This is a genomic window from Streptomyces silvae (assembly GCF_016745505.1).
GTDB classification, from domain to species: domain Bacteria; phylum Actinomycetota; class Actinomycetes; order Streptomycetales; family Streptomycetaceae; genus Streptomyces; species Streptomyces silvae.
On the sequence record NZ_JAERUC010000167.1, the window covers coordinates 1 to 17,222 of the forward strand.

A 17,222-nucleotide genomic window follows, 5' to 3' on the forward strand; every position below is an offset into this window, starting at 1 on the left:
TGGCCAACGAGATCGAGAAGAAGATCCTCGACAAGCTCGGCGTCGGTGTCCGTGCGGAGGATGCCGCGGCGGAGCCCGCCGCCGATGCCGCGGCCGCCGCAGGCGCCCCGGCAGAGGGAGCGGCCAAGTCCGTGCCGGCTCCCGCGACCAAGGCCAAGCCCGCCAAGGCAGCAGCGGCCAAGAGCTAGGCCGTGACGCGACGCACGGAGTGGCCGGGTGCCGACACCGGTGCGGACCCCGGCCCCGAGTACGCCGCAGAACCGTCCGGGGGTCCCCCGGAGCCCGGTCGGGGGGCCGGGTTCGGCGAGGGAGCGGGCCGTCGTTCCCGCTCCCGTTCCAGAAGCAGCGGTTCCCCTTCCTCGTCGAGGGCCGAGAAGGGGGAACCGCGAGACCCGGTCGAGCAGGCGCGCAACATCTGTCTCAGGCTGCTGACCGGGACCCCGCGCACCCGTAAGCAGCTGGCCGACGCGTTGCGCAAGCGGGAGATCCCCGACGAGGCGGCGGAAGAAGTCCTCTCGCGGTTCGAGGACGTGGGACTGATCAACGATGCGGCGTTCGCGGACGCCTGGGTCGAGTCCCGGCACCACGGCAGAGGGCTTGCCCGGCGTGCCCTGGTGAGGGAGCTGCGCACCAAGGGGGTGGACCCGACGGTGATCGACGAGGCGGTCGGGCAGCTCGATCCCGAACAGGAGGAGGAGACCGCCAGGGAGCTCGTCGCCCGCAAACTGCGCTCCACCCGGGGGCTGGACCGCGACAAGCGCCTGCGCCGGCTGGCAGGGATGCTCGCGCGCAAAGGGTACGGCGAAGGGATGGCCCTGCGCGTGGTGCGTCAGGCGATCGAGGCCGAGGGGGAGGACACGGAAGGGCTGGACGAGCCCTTCTGATCGGTGACCGGGGCGGGCCCGGGGGCTTGGACCGGGGAGCAAGCCGGGAGAAGCGGGGGCCGGCGGGGGAACGCACAACCGGAGGGCGCGGGGGAGAGCGGGGCGCTCGGCGGGGGTCCGGTACGGGGAGCGGGGAAACGGCGAGCGGTGGGATGAGCGCGCAGGCCATGTGAACGGCGCTGCGGCGGTGGCGGAGGGGGCCACCGCCGCAGACCGAGCCCCGGCCCCGGAGTGGGGCAGGGGTGTGGCGGCCGGGCTCAGTGGCCTGCCAGGGCTGCCCGGTGGATCGTGGCGTCGATCAGGGCCAGGGCGTCGGCGGCGGTGCGGCCCGGGTGCCGGTTCCAGGGACCGATCAGGCCGGACCAGCCCTGCGAGCGCAGCTCGGTGATGAGCCAGGCGCCGGCACGGTCGACGGTATCGAGCGACCCGTAGCCGAGCCGGTGGGCGGTCAGCATGGCCCCGCAGAGGCAACGCGCACCACGGGCGTTGCGCAGGCGGTAGGGCGTGTTCTGCCAGCCCCACTCGGTCAGGATCTGCCGCGCGTAGCCGAGGTGGACGGATGGGCGCACATCGGGCTGTCCGATGCGGCGCCATGCGTGCAGACGCTCGGGGAGTACGGCGCCGAGGCGTCCCGGGAGGGGGCGTTCGTGCGGCCGCCGTGGAGGCAGGGCCCGCAGGGAGTCCTCGACGAGCCGGTCGACGGGCACGGACAGCAGCTCCCGCCAGTCGGCCGGGTGCGGGTGCGGGTGCGATTGCGGCGTTCCGGGGTCCGGTACGGATGCCGGGGGCGCGGGTGACGCCGGAGGTGCGGGGGGCGCCGGGGCGGGAGAGGCCGTGGACGCGGGCTCCCGGGCTGTCTGCTCCCAGCCTGTGACGATGCGCTGCCATGCGTCGGTGTCATGGAGCCGGGAGGCCTGTGCGTCGAGCTGGTCCGGGGTGAGCTGAACGGTTTCCATCGGCGCGACATCTCCGTACATTCAGGTCCTCAGTGATGAGGTGAATGTCCGTCGCGCGCGGGGATTGCTCCACCGCAGAGCAGCGTTCGGGTGGGGCGCAGCGCCATTCGGTCCAGCGCCGTTGGGCCCAGCGCCGTTCGTCCCCTCGGCGGGCAAACGGCCGGTGACAGCGGTGCCACCGGTCATTCGTCCAACGGGCAGGTCAGGGGCCTCCGCCGAGGAGACCGGGCGCTGGTGGGGCGGGGTGCGGGCGGTCAGAGAGTGACCGGGAGTCCGGCGGCGCGCCAGGCCTGGAAGCCGCCGGTGAGGTCCGTGGCCCGGTGCAGTCCCAGCTGACGCAGGGAGGCGACCGCGAGGCTCGACGCGTAGCCCTCGTTGCAGATCACCACGACCCTCAGATCGTGGCTCACCGCTTGTGGTGCCCGGTGGCTTCCTTGCGGATCGAGCCGCCATTCCAGCTCGTTGCGCTCGATGATCAGGGCGCCGGGGATCAGGCCGTCCTTCTCGCGCAGCGCCGCGTAACGGATGTCGACGAGCAGTGCGCCTTCGGCAGCCGCTGCGGCGGCCTCGTCGGGGCCGACCCGCTCGTAGCCCTCCCGTACCCGGTCGAGCAGCTCGTCGATGCCGACCGGACCCTGACCGCCCCCGCCCTGACCGTCCTGGCCGCCCTTGTCCCCGTCGCTCACTGCCAGTCCTCCGGGCGCTCGGTCTGCTCCAGGCGCAGGACCGCTCCCGTGCGGCTGTAGCGGCGGATCTGCGGCAGGGGCGGGTAGTACGCGTGCACCGAGATGGCGTGCTCGTGGCCGGACTCGTTGAGGACCTCGTGGACGTGGTGCCGGCCGAAGGCCCTGCCCTGGCCGGTCGCCAGGTGGCGGTCGCGGTCGATGCCCTCGCTCAGTTCGAGGGTCGTCCAGCCTGCGGTGGGCAGCCGCGCGGCCAGCGAGTGTTCCCTGAGGGCCCCCGCCGCCACGGTGAACGCCCCCGTCGACTCGGCGTGGTCGTGCCACCCCGTGCCGGTGCCGGGCGGCCAGCTGATCAGCCATGCCTCGCTGCCGCCGGGGCCCTCCAGCCTGAGCCAGGTGCGTCCCTCGGGGTCGAGCGGGAGCGAGGCGACGAGCTCGGCGTCCTCAGCTGTCCGGCGGACGAAGTCGAGCAGTTCCGCGATGGTCGGAGCCTGGGCGTCGGTGGCTTCCGGGGCCGGGACGTCGGTCGGGACCGGGGTGCGCGTGCTGTCGGAGGCCGAGGTCGAGGCAGCCGAGGCCGAGGGGCCCGTTTCGACCGGGCCTGTTTCGACGACGGACGCGGACGCGGGCGCGGGCGTAGGAAGGGAGGGGAAGGATGCAGACACAGGGGACCGTCCTGAGAAGTTCGCGTGGAAGCACGGCCGCGCGGGAAACAGCACGGCGTGCGGGGAGAGGCGAATCAGCAGGACGGGCGACACACGCAGCCCGCATAGCGGACGAGGTCCATATGGACCCTCCGCCACAGGCGCACATCGGTGTCGGTCATGATCTGGAGTACACCATGTGCGCCTGCGACGGTCAATTGACGTCCGCGGTCCGGTCGGAGCTCGTGGTAGTGCGCGCCGGGTCGTCGTGCGCCGTGTCCGCGCCACCTCCGCGCGCCGCGTCGGCCGCCGCGAACAGCTCGGCCGGCCGCACGCCGCTGAAGGCAGCGACGAGATGTCCGTCCGGCCTGACCAGCAGCACCGTGTGAGCCGTCGCCCCCGGGTAGCTCTCGGTCACCAGCAGCTCGGCGTTCACGGGGAGCGAGTCCACCGCGTCGACGAGCCGCGGCATGACACCCGCGGTCAGCCAGTGGCGCCTGTCCCACACCCCTGTGCCCGGTGCGACCAGGATCACCAGCAGGTGTCCCAGGCCCAGCCGGTCGCGCAGCCGTACCGTCTTCCCGTCGGGAGCGGTCACGCGCACATCGGTCACCGGCGCACCGGGAGCTGTCCCCACCGACGCGTGCGCCTCGGTGCGCCGGGGCGAAAGGGGGGAGTGCGCGTACGCGGGGGGCGCACCCAGGGGCCCGCATCCCAGATGGCCGTCGGCCAGCAACGTGTCGTGCCCGCGCGCTGCACCGGGGACGAGTGTCCGGAGGCCCGCGCCGCCCCGCAGTATCGGCAGCGACTGGTCGGCGGCGCGCAGCCGTGCGGCGACGGCAGCCCTGCGCTCGGCCTGGTAGCTGTCGAGCAGCAGCTCGGAGGCGCTCTGGTGCCAGGCCTGCGCCAGCTTCCAGGCCAGGTTCTCGGCGTCCCGCAGGCCCTCGTCCAGGCCCTGGGTACCGAGTGCGCCCAGCAGGTGTGCGGCGTCCCCGGCGAGGAAGGCACGCTTGGACCGCCAGCGCCTGGCCAGCCGGTGGTGCAGGGTGTACACGCCCGTGTCCAGCAGCTCGTAGGCCGGCGTCTCGCCGCACCAGCCCTCCAGGGTGTCGCGGATCCTGGTGATCAGGGCGTCGGGGGTGACGAGTTCGCCGCGTGGCGGAAGGAGCCAGTCCAGCCGCCACACGCCGTCGGGCAGCGGCCGGGCGGTGACCTCGGCGCCGCCGGTGCGCCAGGGCGGGGACCGGTGCAGCACCGCCTCGCCCGGCCAGGGCAGTTCGGCGCGGAGCGCCGCCACGGCGTGCCGCTCGACCGCCGTACGGCCGGGGAACCTGATGTCGAGGAGCTTGCGTACGGTGGACCGCGCGCCGTCGCAGCCCACCAGGTAACTCCCGCGCCACCAGGTCGATCCGGGCTCGCGGGTGTGCACCGTGACCCCGTGCGCGTCCTGTTCCAGGGTGTCGATCCTGCTGAACGGCACCATGGTGACCAGGTCGTGCGCGGCGACTGCGGCCCGCAGCCCGCCGGTGAGGGCGTGCTGGGGCAGATGGACGGGCGAGGGCAGCGGAACGGTGCCCTCCTCCTCGCCCAGCGGTACGGCCCGCACCAGTTGCTTACGCCGCACCGACCGCCAGCCGGCCCACCGCAGCCCCTCGTCATGGAGCGCCGGGCAGCCGAGCCGCTCCACCAGATCCGCGGTGTCCTCGCGCAGCACGACGGTGCGGGCGGGGCGCGGTTCGTCCTTCCCCGGCCCTTCGTCGAGGAGGACGGAGGGTACGCCCTGAGCCGCGAGGGCGAGCGACAGCGCCAGCCCGACCGGGCCGGCGCCGACGACGATCACCGGGTCCACGGTGTGAACCCTCCGGCGCCGGTGGGAGTGGCCGTGGAGGTTGCGGAGGCCGGAGGTGAGGAGGAGGGTGCGGCGGCGGTGGTTCGGGACGCGATCACAGAACGAATGCAACCCACTGCCGGTGCTGTCGTCAAGCGACAGCGGTGCGGGACGCCCGCGTTGCCGCCTCACGCAACCCATGCAGCTCCCGTGCCACAGGACAGCCCCGCCGGTATTGCACCGGCGGGGCTGTCCTGGAACTGGAACAAGAAGGGGAACGGTGTGTGCCCCCCTGCGAGAGGGCTGGACCTTACGGTCCGTCAGTCCGTCTTGGAAACCCCGCCGTTCGCGTCGTTCCCACCGCCCGCACCGTCCGCACCGTTCGCGTCGGTCCCGTCCGCCGGCCCGTCCTCGGCGCGCGGCGCCGCGAGGCTGCCGACGGGGAGGATTCCGGGGGTCTCGGCGGCCGCGGCCACCGCGATACCGGTCTTGGCCCGGCGGCCGCGCTTCTCGATCCAGGTGGCCAGCGCCGACAGGAGCAGACACATCGCCACGTAGATCGTGCCGATGACCGCGATCGTCGAGACGTACGGGTACTGGCTGTTGACCTGCGTGTTGGAGGCGATCAGACGCGCGGTCTGGAGCAGCTCCGGGTACAGGATGATGAAGCCGAGCGAGGTGTCCTTGAGGGTCACCACCAGCTGGCTGATGATCGTCGGCAGCATCGCGCGGACCGCCTGCGGAATCAGCACGCTGACCATGACCTGGGTCTTGCTCATCCCGAGGGCGTAGGCGGCCTCGCTCTGGCCCTTGGGCACGGAGTTGATGCCCGCGCGCAGCACCTCGGCCTGGACGCAGCCGTTGTAGACGGACAGTCCGAGCGCCAGGGCCCACATCGAGTAGTCGGTGAGGAAGCCGACCCAGATGGCGTAGATGGTGATCAGGAGCGGGATCGAACGGAAGAGTTCGATGAACGTGGTGGCGGTCCAGCGGACCGGCTTGTGGTCGGAGAGGCGGCCGACGGCGAGCAGGACGCCGAGGATCAGCGAACCGACCGCGGCCAGGCCGAAGGCCTTCAGCGTGGCGAGCACGGCGTCGGCGATGTTCTGCCGGATGCCCGCGTAGTTGAAGATGTCCCACATCTCGGGGGCGAGGTGCCCCTTGTCGGACAGCCGCATCAGGCTGACCCCGATCAGGGCCAGGATGGCGAGGCTTCCGGCGACGGCGTAGATCCGGTTGCGGACGGCAGCCTTGGGACCCGGGGCGTCGTAGAGAACGCTGGCACTCATCGGGCGACCTCCATGCGGCGCTCCAGCAGACGGAAGAGACCGCTGATGGCGAACGTGACGACCAGGTAGCCGAGGGCCACCCAGATGAAGACGGGCATGATCTCGTAGCCCCGGTCACTCATGAGCTTCTGCCACCCGAAGAGTTCGGTGACGCTGAAGGCGCCGGCGATCGCCGAGTTCTTGGTGAGCGCGATGAAGATGCTGCTCAGCGGGGGGATGACGGACCTGGTGGCCTGCGGGAGAACCACGATCCGCAGCGTCTGGGCGAACGTCATACCGATGGAGCGAGCGGCCTCGGCCTGCCCCAGGGGGACGGTGTTGATGCCCGAGCGGACCGCCTCGCACACGAAGGAGGAGGTGTAGAAGCCGAGTGCCAGCGAGCCGAGCAGGAAGGGGCTCATGCCCGGGAAGAGGATCTCCGGCACCACGAAGAAGAAGATCAGGAAGAGCAGCGTCAGCGGGGTGTTGCGCAGCAGGGTCACCCAGGCGGTGCCGAAGTAGCGCAGCGGGGGCACGGGCGACACACGGAAGCCGGCTATCGCGACACCGAGGACCAGGGCGATGACCGAGCTGATGGCGGTGATCGACACGGTGCCTATGAAGCCGTCGCGGTATTCCGGGAAGTTGTCGAGCAATACGTTCATGGGGTCTCCGCGTCGGCGGTCAGCGGCATCAGGGCAGGGGAAGCGGCGCCCCGTACGCCGCCGTGATCGGTAACGGCGGCGTACGGGACGCCTCACTCACATGTGTGGCGTCAGTGACAGGACGTCAGTGAAGGGACGTCAGCGACGAGGCTGCGTCAGTAGCGCTCGATGGCCGGCGGCTCGGTGTAGTCCGAACCGGACAGGCCCAGCGTGGCCTCGTAGATCTTCTTGTACGTGCCGTCCTTGACGTGGGTCTCCAGCGACTTGTTGATCGCCTCGCGGAGCACCTTGTCGTCCTTGTTCAGGCCGACACCGTAGGGCTCGTCGGTGAACGGCTTGCCGACGACCTTGAGCTTGCCGGAGTTGGCGGCGGCGTACCCCTTGAGGATCGAGTCGTCGGTGGTGACGGCGTCGACCTGCTTGGTCAGGAGCTGCTGGACGCAGTCCGAGTACTTCGCCAGCTCGACGACCTTCGCGCCGTACTCGGGCTTCTTGATCTCCTGGAGCGGGGTGGAACCCACGATCGAGCAGACCTTCTTGTCCTTCACCGACTCCTTGCCGGTGATGGAGGTCTCGTCCTTGCGCACCAGCAGGTCCGCGCCGGCCTTGTAGTACGGGCCCGCGAAGCCGACCTGCTTCTTGCGCTCGTCGTTGATCGTGTACGTGCCGACGAAGTAGTCGACCTGGCCCTTGGAGATGGCCGTCTCACGGATGCCGGAGTCGACCGTCTTCCACTCGATCTGCTTCTCCGAGAAGCCCAGGTCGGCCGCGATCATCCTGGCGATCTCGACGTCGAAGCCGGAGCGCTCCTTCGTCGACTGGTCCTCGAAGCCGAGGTACGGCTGGTCGGCCTTGGCGCCGATGACCAGCTTGCCGCGCTTCTTCGCCTCCTTGAAGGCCGGCGAGTCGAGGTCGACACCGGTCGCCACGGTGTACTTCGGCAGCTCGGGGGCCTCGGACGAACCGGGCTTGACGCCCGACGGCTTGTCGCCGGCCGAGCCCTCCTTGCCGCCGCACGCGGTCGCGGTCAGGGCGAGCACAGCGATGGCCGCAACGGCGGCCGACTTGCGGAGCTTCATGTGAACAATCCTCATGTCGTAGGTCGTCGGTATCAGTGGTGAAGAATCTTCGACAGGAAGTCCTTGGCCCGGTCGCTGCGCGGATTGCTGAAGAACTGGTCGGGCGTCGCCTCTTCGACGATCTTCCCGTCCGCCATGAAGACCACGCGGTTGGCGGCCGAGCGGGCGAATCCCATCTCGTGGGTGACGACGACCATGGTCATCCCCTCCCGGGCCAGCTGCTGCATGACCTCGAGCACCTCGTTGATCATCTCCGGGTCGAGAGCCGACGTGGGCTCGTCGAAGAGCATGACCTTGGGGTCCATCGCCAGCGCACGCGCGATCGCGACGCGCTGCTGCTGACCGCCCGAGAGCTGCGCCGGGTACTTGTCCGCCTGCACGCCCACCCCCACGCGATCGAGCAGCTTCCGGGCCTTCTCCTCGGCGGCCTTCTTGTCCGTCCCGCGGACCTTGACCTGGCCCAGCATCACGTTCTCGAGCACCGTCTTGTGTGCGAAGAGATTGAACGACTGGAAGACCATGCCGACATCGGCACGCAGCCTCGCCAGCTCCTTGCCCTCCTGGGGCAGGGGCTTGCCGTCGATCGCGATCGCACCCGAGTCGACCGTCTCCAAGCGGTTGATCGTGCGGCACAGCGTGGACTTCCCGGACCCGGAGGGCCCGATGACTACGACGACCTCGCCACGGGCGATGGTCAGATCGATGTCCTGGAGCACATGCAGCGCGCCGAAGTGCTTGTTGACGTTGCTCAGTACGACAAGGTCGTCTCCCGCAGGTGCGGCATCCTCGGCGGCCTTGGTCACTGAAACTCCGCTCATCGGCTTCTTGCTCCGTCCTCCTCGGTTAGGCAAGGACCCTAGTGACGCAGTGCTACCAGCGTCATTACATCTGAGCGGAAATTGAGCATAACGATCCGGCCGCAACCGGACACTCCGCGTGAAGGGGACGCCACAGGGCGCTCGGCGGCGTACCGGGTGGGTAACGGAAACCTGGTGGTAACCGGCGGGGGCTTGACTGACGTACCCGTCATCGGCGTGGATGCCCTGGTACGGGAATCACGTGCACCGCCGAGGTACGGAATCGATCGCCCGGCGGAACACCGGTGGATCGTCACGCACGGTCCCCGGTCGTCAGGCCATGAGAAGAGTGGAGAGGGGGGCCATGAGACTGCTGCTCGTCGAGGACGACGACCACGTGGCGGCTGCCCTGTCCGCCGTGCTCTCGCGCCACGGCTTCCGGATCGTGCACGCCCGCAGCGGCGAGGAGGCCCTGCAGGCCCTGCTGCCGGCCGACAAGGAGCCCTTCGGCGTCGTCCTCCTGGACCTCGGGCTGCCCGACCAGGACGGCTACGAGGTGTGCGGCAAGATCCGCAAGCGCTCGGCGATCCCGGTGATCATGGTGACCGCGCGGTCCGACGTCCGCTCGCGGATCCACGGCCTCAACCTCGGCGCCGACGACTACGTCGTGAAGCCGTACGACACCGGTGAGCTGCTGGCCCGTATCCACGCCGTCGCCCGGCGCGGATCGGCCGTGGAGGACACCGGAGCGACCCCGCTCGCGGCCCTGCGGCTCGGCCCGGTCCACATCGAGCTGCCCACCCGCAGGGTCAGTGTCGACGGCAACGAGGTCCAGCTCACCCGCAAGGAGTTCGACCTGCTCGCCCTCCTCGCGCAGCGACCCGGCGTGGTCTTCCGCCGGGAGCAGATCATCAGCGAGGTGTGGCGGACGAGCTGGGAGGGCACGGGACGCACCCTGGAGGTGCACGTCGCCTCCCTCCGCTCCAAGCTGCGGCTCCCCGCACTGGTCGAGACCGTGCGAGGCGTCGGCTACCGCCTCGTCCCCCCGTCGGCCTGAGGACGTCCGCTCCCCGTGCGTACCAGGCTGCTCCCCCTGCTCATCGTCCTGATGGCCGCTGTGCTGCTCGCCCTCGGCTTCCCGCTGGCCGTGCGGGTGGCCGCCGCCGAACAGCAGCGGGTCGTCATCGACCGCATCGACGACACGGCGCGCTTCGGCGCGCTCGCCCAGTTCGTCGACGAACCCGTCCGCGCCACCGACGAACGGCAGCGGATCCTGCAGACCGAACTCGAGGCGTACGACTCGGTGTACGGGATCCGGGCCGGGGTCTTCTACCGCGACGACAGAGCCCTCGCCAAGGCCCCCGGGTCCTGGACCCTGCCCGCCGAGGGAGAGGGCCGGGAGGCGTTCAAGGAGGCGCTCCTCGGCCGCCGCTCCCACGACCCGTCCCAGGTCTGGCCCTGGCAGGACGGCCGGATCGTCGTCGCCTCCCCGGTCGTACGCGACGGGGACGTCGTCGCTGTCGTCGTGACCGACTCGCCCACCGGCGACATGCGGTCCCGGACCCTGCGCGGCTGGCTGCTCATCGCCCTCGGCGAGGCCCTCGCCATGCTGGTGGCGGTCGGTGCCGCGTTCCGGCTCACCGGATGGGTGCTCCTGCCGGTGAGGGTCCTGGACGCGGCGACCCACGACATCGCCAGCGGCCGGATGAGGTCCCGGGTCGCCGCCTCCGGCGGGCCGCCGGAACTCCGCAGGCTCGCCCGCTCCTTCAACGAGATGGCCGACAACGTCGAGGACGTGCTGGAGCAGCAGCGTGCCTTCGTCGCCGACGCCTCGCACCAGTTGCGCAACCCGCTGGCTGCGCTGCTGCTCCGGATCGAGCTCCTCGCCCTCGAACTGCCCGACGGCAACGAGGAGATCGCCTCGGTCCGCACGGAGGGCAAGCGGCTCGCCCAGGTCCTCGACGACCTGCTGGACCTGGCCCTGGCCGAGCACACCGAGGCGGATCTCCAGCTCACGGACATCGCCGCGCTCGCCGGTGAACGTGTCGCCTCATGGCGTCCGCTGGCCGAGGAGAAGGGCGTACGGCTGACGCTGGACGGGGCTCCGGCGGTGACCGGCTGGGCGGACCCGATCGCCCTCTCCAGCGCGCTGGACGCCGTCATCGACAACGCGCTCAAGTTCACCCCCGAGGGCCAGGAGGTCCGGGTCACGGCGGGCTCCGAGGGCGAGGGCGCCACGGTCGTCGTCGCCGACCGAGGCCCTGGGCTGACCGAACAGGAGCTGGAGCGCGTCGGTGACCGCTTCTGGCGCAGCGGACGGCACCAGAACATCAAGGGCTCCGGTCTCGGACTGTCCATCTCGCGCGCTCTGCTCGCGGCGGGCGGCGGGTCGATCCGTTACGGGACCCACGAACCGCACGGCCTGCGGGTGACGGTCACCGTGCCGCGCCACCCCCCGCACGCGTGAGCCGCACGGGTCAGGGCTTGGCCGAGCGGTAGTAGCGCCTGGCGCCCTCGTGCAGCGGCAGCGGATCGGTGTAGATGGCCGTGCGCAGGTCCACCAGCTGCGCGGAGTGCACCTCGCGGCCGATCCGGTCCCGGCTGTCGATCACGGTCCGGGTGAACGCCTCGGTCGTCAGCGGATCCGTACGGTCCGTGGTGATCAGCAGATTCGACACCGCGACCGTCGGCACGGCCTCTCCCTGCTGCGCCTGCGGGTAGGCGTCGGCCGGCATCACGGCCGAGCGGTAGTAGCGCGTGGACCCGCCGACGGCCTGGAGCTCGGTGACCAGCGCGTCCTCCAGCGGCACCAGCCGGATCGCGAACTTCTCCGAGAGGCTCTGCACGGCTGCGGTCGGCAGCCCGCCGGACCAGAAGAACGCGTCGAGACGGCCGTCTGCCAGCCTCTCCGGCATCGTGTCGATCCCCGCCTGCACGGGAGTGATGTCCGCGGCCGGATCGACTCCCGCCGCCCGCATCAGCCGGTCCGCGACGAGGAGCACGCCCGACCCCTTCTGTCCCACACCCACCCGCTTGCCCCGCAGATCGGCGACCTCGCGGATCCCGGAGTCCCGGGGCACCACCAGCTGGATGTAGTCGTCGTACAGCCGCACGCAGCCGCGCAGCCGGCCGGCGCCCGGTTTCCCGCTCTGCAGATAGGTGGCGACCGCGTCGGCGGTGGCGATGGTGAAGTCGGCCTTGCCCGTCGCGACCCGTTCGATGTTCTGCTGGGAGCCCTCGCTGGTCCGCAGCCGTATCGACACCTTCGGCATGTCCTTGGCCAGCGCACCCTCCAGCCGCTGCCCGTAGCGCTGGTAGACCCCGCTCCGTACGCCGGTGGAGAACGTGAGCGAACCGCTCGGCTCCCCGCCTCCGAGCGGGAGCACCCACCACAGCAGCAGTCCGAGCACGACCACGGCGGCGGCGCCCCCCTGAAGGGTGCGTCGCCGGCCGAACCGGGACAGTGCGTGCAGCATGGCGCGATCCTGCCAGGCCGCGCCCCGTCCTGGCCAGGCCGGACCGGGAGCGCGGGCTCCGGCGGCGGGAGAGGCGCCGCCACCGCCTACCCTTGTCCCATGACCAGCGGCAACCGGAGCGAAGCAGTGGACGTCCAGAAGAGCTACGAGGTACGCACTTACGGGTGCCAGATGAACGTCCACGACTCCGAACGCTTGTCGGGGCTGCTGGAGGACGCCGGTTACGTGCGCGCCCCTGAGGGCTCCGACGGTGACGCCGATGTCGTCGTCTTCAACACCTGCGCGGTGCGTGAGAACGCCGACAACAAGCTGTACGGCAATCTCGGCCGCCTCGCCCCGATGAAGACGAAGCGCCCCGGGATGCAGATCGCCGTCGGCGGCTGTCTGGCACAGAAGGACCGCGACACCATCGTGCGGCGCGCCCCCTGGGTCGACGTCGTCTTCGGTACGCACAACATCGGCAAGCTGCCGGTGCTCCTGGAGCGCGCCCGGGTGCAGGAGGAGGCGCAGGTCGAGATCGCGGAGTCCCTGGAGGCGTTCCCCTCCACGCTGCCCACCCGCCGCGAGTCGGCGTACGCCGCGTGGGTGTCGATCTCCGTGGGCTGCAACAACACCTGCACCTTCTGCATCGTCCCCGCGCTCCGCGGCAAGGAGAAGGACCGCCGCACCGGCGACATCCTGGCCGAGATCGAGGCCCTGGTCGCCGAGGGGGTCAGCGAGATCACGCTGCTCGGCCAGAACGTCAACGCCTACGGTTCCGACATCGGCGACCGCGAGGCCTTCTCCAAGCTGCTGCGGGCCTGCGGCACGATCGACGGCCTGGAACGCGTCCGCTTCACCTCGCCCCACCCGCGCGACTTCACCGACGACGTGATCGCGGCGATGGCCGAGACCCCGAACGTGATGCCCCAGCTGCACATGCCGATGCAGTCCGGGTCGGACACGATCCTCAAGGCCATGCGCCGCTCGTACCGCCAGGAGCGCTTCCTGGGGATCATCGAGAAGGTGCGCGCCGCCATGCCGGACGCCGCCATCTCGACCGACATCATCGTCGGCTTCCCCGGGGAGACCGAGGAGGACTTCGAGCAGACCATGCACGCCGTGCGCGAGGCCCGCTTCGCGAACGCCTTCACCTTCCAGTACTCCAAGCGCCCCGGGACACCCGCCGCCGACATGGAGGGACAGATCCCCAAGGAGGTCGTCCAGGAGCGCTACATGCGCCTGTCCGCCCTCCAGGAGGAGATCTCCTGGGAGGAGAACAAGAAGCAGGTCGGCCGCACCCTGGACGTCATGGTCGCCGAGGGCGAGGGCCGCAAGGACGGCGCCACCCACCGGCTCTCCGGCCGCGCCCCCGACAACCGCCTGGTCCACTTCACCAAGCCCTCCCAGGACGTGCGCCCCGGCGACGTGGTGACCGTCGAGATCAGCTACGCCGCCCCGCACCACCTGCTCGCCGAGGGCACGCCCCTGGGCGTCCGGCGCACACGTTCGGGGGACGCCTGGGAGAAGCGCAACGCCGCTCCCGCCGCCCGGCCCGCCGGAGTGATGCTGGGACTGCCCGGGATCGGCGCGCCCGCCCCGCTGCCCGTGGCCGCCACCCCGGGGTGCGGCTGCGACTGACGGCGGCCCGTCTGAGTACGCTGACCGGCATGCTTGTCGCCGCCGCCGTCTGCCCCTGCCCGCCGCTCCTGGTCCCCGAGGTGGCCGCGGGGGCCGGGCCCGAGCTCGACGCCGCGAGGAACGCCTGCCTCGACGCGGTGGGCGTGCTCGCCGCCGCGCGACCGGATCGGCTGATCGTGGTGGGCCCCGCCGAACCGGACGGCCGGGGCCCCTTCCCCCCGGGATCGGCCGGGTCCTTCGCGGGGTTCGGCGTGGACCTGGCCGTGCGGCTGGGTGAGGCGCCGGCCGGTTCCCCCGCACCGCAGCGGGCCCTTCCCGCCTCCCTCGCCGTCGGCGCCTGGCTGCTGGGCCGCACCCGGTGGGACGGCGCCCCGGTCGAAGGGCTCGGCGTGGGGGAGCCGCTCACCACCGACCGCTGCCTGCGCGCCGGGGCGGACCTCGCGGCCGGGGCGGAGCGGGTGGCCCTGCTGGTCATGGGCGACGGCAGCGCCTGCCGTACGGTCAAGGCGCCCGGCTATCTGGACGAGCGGGCGGTGGACTTCGACGCGGCGGCGGCCCGCGCCCTGGGCGACGCGGACGTGGCCGCGCTGAGCGCCCTGGACGAGTCGCTGGCGTACGAACTGAAGGCGGCGGGCCGGGCGCCCTGGCAGGTGCTCGCGGGCGCGGCGCAGGGCGCGGGCCTCGGCGGGCGGCTGCTGTACGAGGACGCCCCGTACGGCGTGGGGTACGTCGTCGCCGCCTGGTCGTGACCCCGTCGCACACCCCGCACCGGCACGGATGAGGGCCGTGGAGCAACGTCGCTCCACGGCCCTCGGTCGCTCCGGTGCCCGGGTCAGTGCGCGGGCGGGGGCGGCGGTGTGCCGCCCTCGTTCTTCTGGCCCAGACGGTCGACCGCGTCCTTGGCCTTCTGCGTGCCGGACACGATCTTGTCGCTGTACTTGCCCTTGGTCTTCTGGTCGACCGTACGGGCGGCCTTGTCGAGGCCCTGGTCGATCTTGCCCCCGTGCTGCTGCGCGAGGTCGCCGACCTTCTCCTTGGCCGGGGCCAGCTTGGCCTTCAGGTTGTCCAGGAAACCCATGGGTCACCTTCCGTGCTGGGGGACTGTGGTCACATTTTACCCGTCTGTGAGCAAACTCGCGTTACTCGCCGTGTCTGCCCGTACCCGTTCCCCTCCGGGTCTCCACCGGGCCTCCTCAAGGCTTCTCCGGGCGTCTGTGCCGCTCTCCGGTCCCCGGCGGTCCTCCACGGTCCGAGGCACCCCCGAAGTTTGGGAGACTGTCCCGGTGAGAAGACCCGCTCCCACCCCCCGCGTCATCACCGTCGTCGGTCCCACCGCCGCCGGAAAGTCCGACCTGGGAGTGTTCCTCGCCCAGCAGCTCGGTGGTGAAGTGGTCAACGCCGACTCCATGCAGCTCTACCGGGGCATGGACATCGGCACGGCGAAGCTGACTCTCCCGGAGCGCGACGGCGTTCCGCACCACCTCCTGGACATCTGGGACGTCACCGAGGCCGCCAGCGTCGCCGAGTACCAGAGGCTCGCCCGGGCCGAGATCGACCGGCTGCTGGCCGAAGGGCGTACCCCCGTCCTGGTGGGCGGTTCGGGTCTCTATGTGAAGGGCGCCATCGACGCCCTCGACTTCCCCGGCACCGACCCCGCCGTACGGGCCAGGCTCGAACAGGAGCTCACGGAGCACGGCTCCGGCGCCCTGCACGCCCGGCTCGCCGCCGCGGACCCCGAGGCGGCCCGCGCCATCCTGGCCGGCAACGGCCGCAGGATCGTCCGCGCCCTGGAGGTCATCGAGATCACCGGCAAGCCCTTCACGGCCAACCTCCCCACCGGGGAAGCGGTCTACGACGCCCTGCAGATCGGTGTCGACGTCGGACGCCCCGAACTCGACGAACGGATCCGCACCCGTGTGGACCGGATGTGGGAGGCCGGGCTCGTGGACGAGGTGCGCGGCCTGGAGACCCTGGGGCTGCGCGAGGGACGCACCGCCTCGCGGGCGCTGGGCTACCAGCAGGTGCTCGCGGCGCTCGCGGGGGAGTGCACCGAGGACGAGGCCCGCGCGGAGACCGTACGCGCCACCAAACGCTTCGCGCGCCGGCAGGACTCGTGGTTCCGGCGCGACCCGCGCGTCCGGTGGCTGAGTGGCGCCGAGGGAGACCGCGGAGAACTCCCGCACCGGGCGCTGGCGTTGGTCGAACGAGCGGTTACAGCCTGATCGCATGACAGGAGAACGACGTGTAGCCGGAACCCTCAGTGCTGCATCGACGCAGGTCAGAGAGAATCCTGGGTTGCGGGGCTTCATCGCCGGTGCGCGTCCTTGAGGATGCCTTTCACCCGCAGGAAGACCTGCGCCTGAGTTGCGGCGCCGACGTTGCTGCGTTCATGGCGGTGATGAAGCGTTCCACCACGAAGCTGTCGAAGGTGCGTGCATCTTCCGCGAGCCGATCTCCGGATGGGCGTGGGTGCGCATCCGGGACTCGGTCGAGGCCCTCGTGCTGCCGATGAGACCACGCCTGCGGGCGAACCACGCCTTCGCGTACTCCTCGAAGGCCATCTCGCCGAGCGTCTCCTGCTGTTCGGCGATGCTCCGGGGAGTGGTCTTGCGAGCCGTGGAGAGCTCGGTCAGGCGCTCGATGGCGGCGTCCTGGGTGGGGAAGCCGGACTCCTCGGCCTGCCTGTCCCGGATGTTGCGGAATCGGATCGTGTAGAGGTGCGGGCAGCCTGACGGGCGGCGACACGCGCAGGGCTTGAAGAAGCTGCCCATGCCCCGCGCAAGCTTGTTCGACATGATTGTTGCGGCCCCTTCGCCGAGTTCGGTCGTGACCGTAATCGGGGGCTGACCTGGGGTTATTGCTGACCTTTTGCTGGCCTGCTGACCAGCAGCAGGCGTCTGACCTGCGTAAACCCTAGATCGGGGCCATGACGGCCTGATCGCATGACGTGAAATGCTGGCGTAGCGACGACTTTCATTTGGCTAAGACCGTGTCCTATGTGGGGGTTGGCTCGTTGAGCTCGTCATGGGGCGGGGTACGTGGAGTTGGATTGTTCCTGACGGGCTGTGGGAGATCGCGGAGCCGCTGATCCCGCCGTCGAAGGTACGGCCGCAGGGCGGCGGGACGCAGGACACGGCTGATGAGACGCTGTTCGCCGCGATCATCTACGTTCTGGTCAGCGGATGTGCTTGGCGGGCGCTGCCGCCGTGCTTCGGGATATCGAAGTCGACGGCCCACCGCAGGTTCCTGATCTGGTCGAGAGCGGGTGTCTGGGGCCAGCTGCACGAAGAGATCCTGCACCGCCTGGACGACGCCGGCCTGC

At 70.8% G+C, this 17,222-nt stretch carries 19 protein-coding genes and 1 pseudogene; 8 read left to right on the forward strand and 12 right to left on the reverse strand.

Annotated elements, in window-relative coordinates:
- Both JKV81_RS26165 and recX read left to right on the forward strand, forming a co-directional pair.
- Nucleotides 1-188: pseudogene (locus tag JKV81_RS26165) on the forward strand (recombinase RecA); the annotation flags it as partial.
- Between the two features lie 3 nt (nucleotides 189-191).
- Nucleotides 192-884: a recombination regulator RecX gene (gene recX, locus JKV81_RS26170; RefSeq protein WP_129265825.1), complete on the forward strand. Its 693-nt coding sequence runs from the start codon at nucleotides 192-194 to the stop codon at nucleotides 882-884.
- Between the two features lie 257 nt (nucleotides 885-1,141).
- On the opposite strand, the gene JKV81_RS26175 is transcribed toward recX, so the two are convergent.
- The 9 genes from JKV81_RS26175 to JKV81_RS26210 all read right to left on the reverse strand — a co-directional run bounded on the left by JKV81_RS26175 (nucleotide 1,142) and on the right by JKV81_RS26210 (nucleotide 8,825).
- A complete protein-coding gene (locus tag JKV81_RS26175; RefSeq protein ID WP_202078075.1) occupies nucleotides 1,142-1,840 on the reverse strand; it encodes a DUF6197 family protein in 699 nt (232 codons plus the stop codon).
- 254 nt (nucleotides 1,841-2,094) lie between these two features.
- The gene (locus JKV81_RS26180; protein ID WP_129265829.1) at nucleotides 2,095-2,526 is read right to left on the reverse strand and encodes a rhodanese-like domain-containing protein; all 432 of its coding nucleotides are present in this window, start codon (nucleotides 2,524-2,526) and stop codon (nucleotides 2,095-2,097) included.
- On the reverse strand, nucleotides 2,523-3,005 hold the full coding sequence (locus JKV81_RS26185; protein WP_261988324.1) for a cupin domain-containing protein: 483 nt from the start codon (nucleotides 3,003-3,005) through the stop codon (nucleotides 2,523-2,525). The genes JKV81_RS26180 and JKV81_RS26185 overlap by 4 nt, the downstream gene beginning before the upstream one ends.
- A 257-nt stretch (nucleotides 3,006-3,262) precedes the next feature.
- On the reverse strand, nucleotides 3,263-3,349 hold the full coding sequence (locus JKV81_RS36865) for a putative leader peptide (protein WP_311605579.1): 87 nt from the start codon (nucleotides 3,347-3,349) through the stop codon (nucleotides 3,263-3,265).
- Nucleotides 3,350-3,381: 32 nt separating this feature from the next.
- A complete protein-coding gene (locus JKV81_RS26190; RefSeq protein WP_129265833.1) occupies nucleotides 3,382-5,016 on the reverse strand; it encodes an FAD-dependent monooxygenase in 1,635 nt (544 codons plus the stop codon).
- A 299-nt stretch (nucleotides 5,017-5,315) separates the two neighbouring features.
- Entirely contained in the window at nucleotides 5,316-6,284 is a 969-nt protein-coding gene (locus tag JKV81_RS26195) for an amino acid ABC transporter permease (RefSeq protein ID WP_129265835.1), read from the reverse strand.
- On the reverse strand, nucleotides 6,281-6,928 hold the full coding sequence (locus JKV81_RS26200) for an amino acid ABC transporter permease (protein ID WP_124275012.1): 648 nt from the start codon (nucleotides 6,926-6,928) through the stop codon (nucleotides 6,281-6,283). The genes JKV81_RS26195 and JKV81_RS26200 overlap by 4 nt, the downstream gene beginning before the upstream one ends.
- Nucleotides 6,929-7,083: 155 nt before the next feature.
- A complete protein-coding gene (locus tag JKV81_RS26205; protein ID WP_124275013.1) occupies nucleotides 7,084-8,007 on the reverse strand; it encodes a glutamate ABC transporter substrate-binding protein in 924 nt (307 codons plus the stop codon).
- 32 nt (nucleotides 8,008-8,039) lie between these two features.
- Nucleotides 8,040-8,825 carry an amino acid ABC transporter ATP-binding protein gene (locus JKV81_RS26210; RefSeq protein WP_124275014.1) on the reverse strand — a complete coding sequence of 262 codons (786 nt, stop codon included), beginning with the start codon at nucleotides 8,823-8,825 and terminating at the stop codon, nucleotides 8,040-8,042.
- Between the two features lie 343 nt (nucleotides 8,826-9,168).
- Between JKV81_RS26210 and JKV81_RS26215 the strand changes: the two genes are divergently transcribed.
- On the forward strand, nucleotides 9,169-9,861 hold the full coding sequence (locus JKV81_RS26215) for a response regulator transcription factor (protein ID WP_124275015.1): 693 nt from the start codon (nucleotides 9,169-9,171) through the stop codon (nucleotides 9,859-9,861).
- A 15-nt stretch (nucleotides 9,862-9,876) separates the two neighbouring features.
- Complete coding sequence (locus JKV81_RS26220; RefSeq protein ID WP_129265837.1) at nucleotides 9,877-11,271, forward strand: sensor histidine kinase; 1,395 nt, start codon at nucleotides 9,877-9,879, stop codon at nucleotides 11,269-11,271.
- Nucleotides 11,272-11,281: 10 nt separating this feature from the next.
- Here JKV81_RS26220 and JKV81_RS26225 read toward each other — a convergent pair whose 3' ends face one another.
- Nucleotides 11,282-12,280: a TAXI family TRAP transporter solute-binding subunit gene (locus tag JKV81_RS26225; RefSeq protein WP_129265839.1), complete on the reverse strand. Its 999-nt coding sequence runs from the start codon at nucleotides 12,278-12,280 to the stop codon at nucleotides 11,282-11,284.
- Nucleotides 12,281-12,379: 99 nt separating this feature from the next.
- Here JKV81_RS26225 and miaB point away from each other — a divergent pair, with 99 nt between their 5' ends.
- A complete protein-coding gene (gene miaB, locus JKV81_RS26230; RefSeq protein WP_202078077.1) occupies nucleotides 12,380-13,900 on the forward strand; it encodes a tRNA (N6-isopentenyl adenosine(37)-C2)-methylthiotransferase MiaB in 1,521 nt (506 codons plus the stop codon).
- A 29-nt stretch (nucleotides 13,901-13,929) separates the two neighbouring features.
- Nucleotides 13,930-14,649, forward strand: coding sequence for a class III extradiol dioxygenase subunit B-like domain-containing protein (locus JKV81_RS26235; protein ID WP_129265841.1), 720 nt, complete (start codon nucleotides 13,930-13,932; stop codon nucleotides 14,647-14,649).
- 83 nt (nucleotides 14,650-14,732) lie between these two features.
- On the opposite strand, the gene JKV81_RS26240 is transcribed toward JKV81_RS26235, so the two are convergent.
- Entirely contained in the window at nucleotides 14,733-14,978 is a 246-nt protein-coding gene (locus JKV81_RS26240; protein ID WP_099176460.1) for an antitoxin, read from the reverse strand.
- A gap of 205 nt (nucleotides 14,979-15,183) precedes the next feature.
- Here JKV81_RS26240 and miaA point away from each other — a divergent pair, with 205 nt between their 5' ends.
- Nucleotides 15,184-16,122 (forward strand): tRNA (adenosine(37)-N6)-dimethylallyltransferase MiaA, encoded by a 939-nt coding sequence (gene miaA, locus JKV81_RS26245; RefSeq protein WP_129265843.1) that lies wholly within the window; start codon nucleotides 15,184-15,186, stop codon nucleotides 16,120-16,122.
- Nucleotides 16,123-16,287: 165 nt separating this feature from the next.
- Here miaA and JKV81_RS26250 read toward each other — a convergent pair whose 3' ends face one another.
- The gene (locus tag JKV81_RS26250; protein WP_202078079.1) at nucleotides 16,288-16,695 is read right to left on the reverse strand and encodes a hypothetical protein; all 408 of its coding nucleotides are present in this window, start codon (nucleotides 16,693-16,695) and stop codon (nucleotides 16,288-16,290) included.
- Nucleotides 16,696-16,924: 229 nt separating this feature from the next.
- Here JKV81_RS26250 and JKV81_RS26255 point away from each other — a divergent pair.
- A partial coding sequence (locus tag JKV81_RS26255) for a transposase (protein WP_202078082.1) occupies nucleotides 16,925-17,222 on the forward strand: 298 nt, incomplete at its 3' end.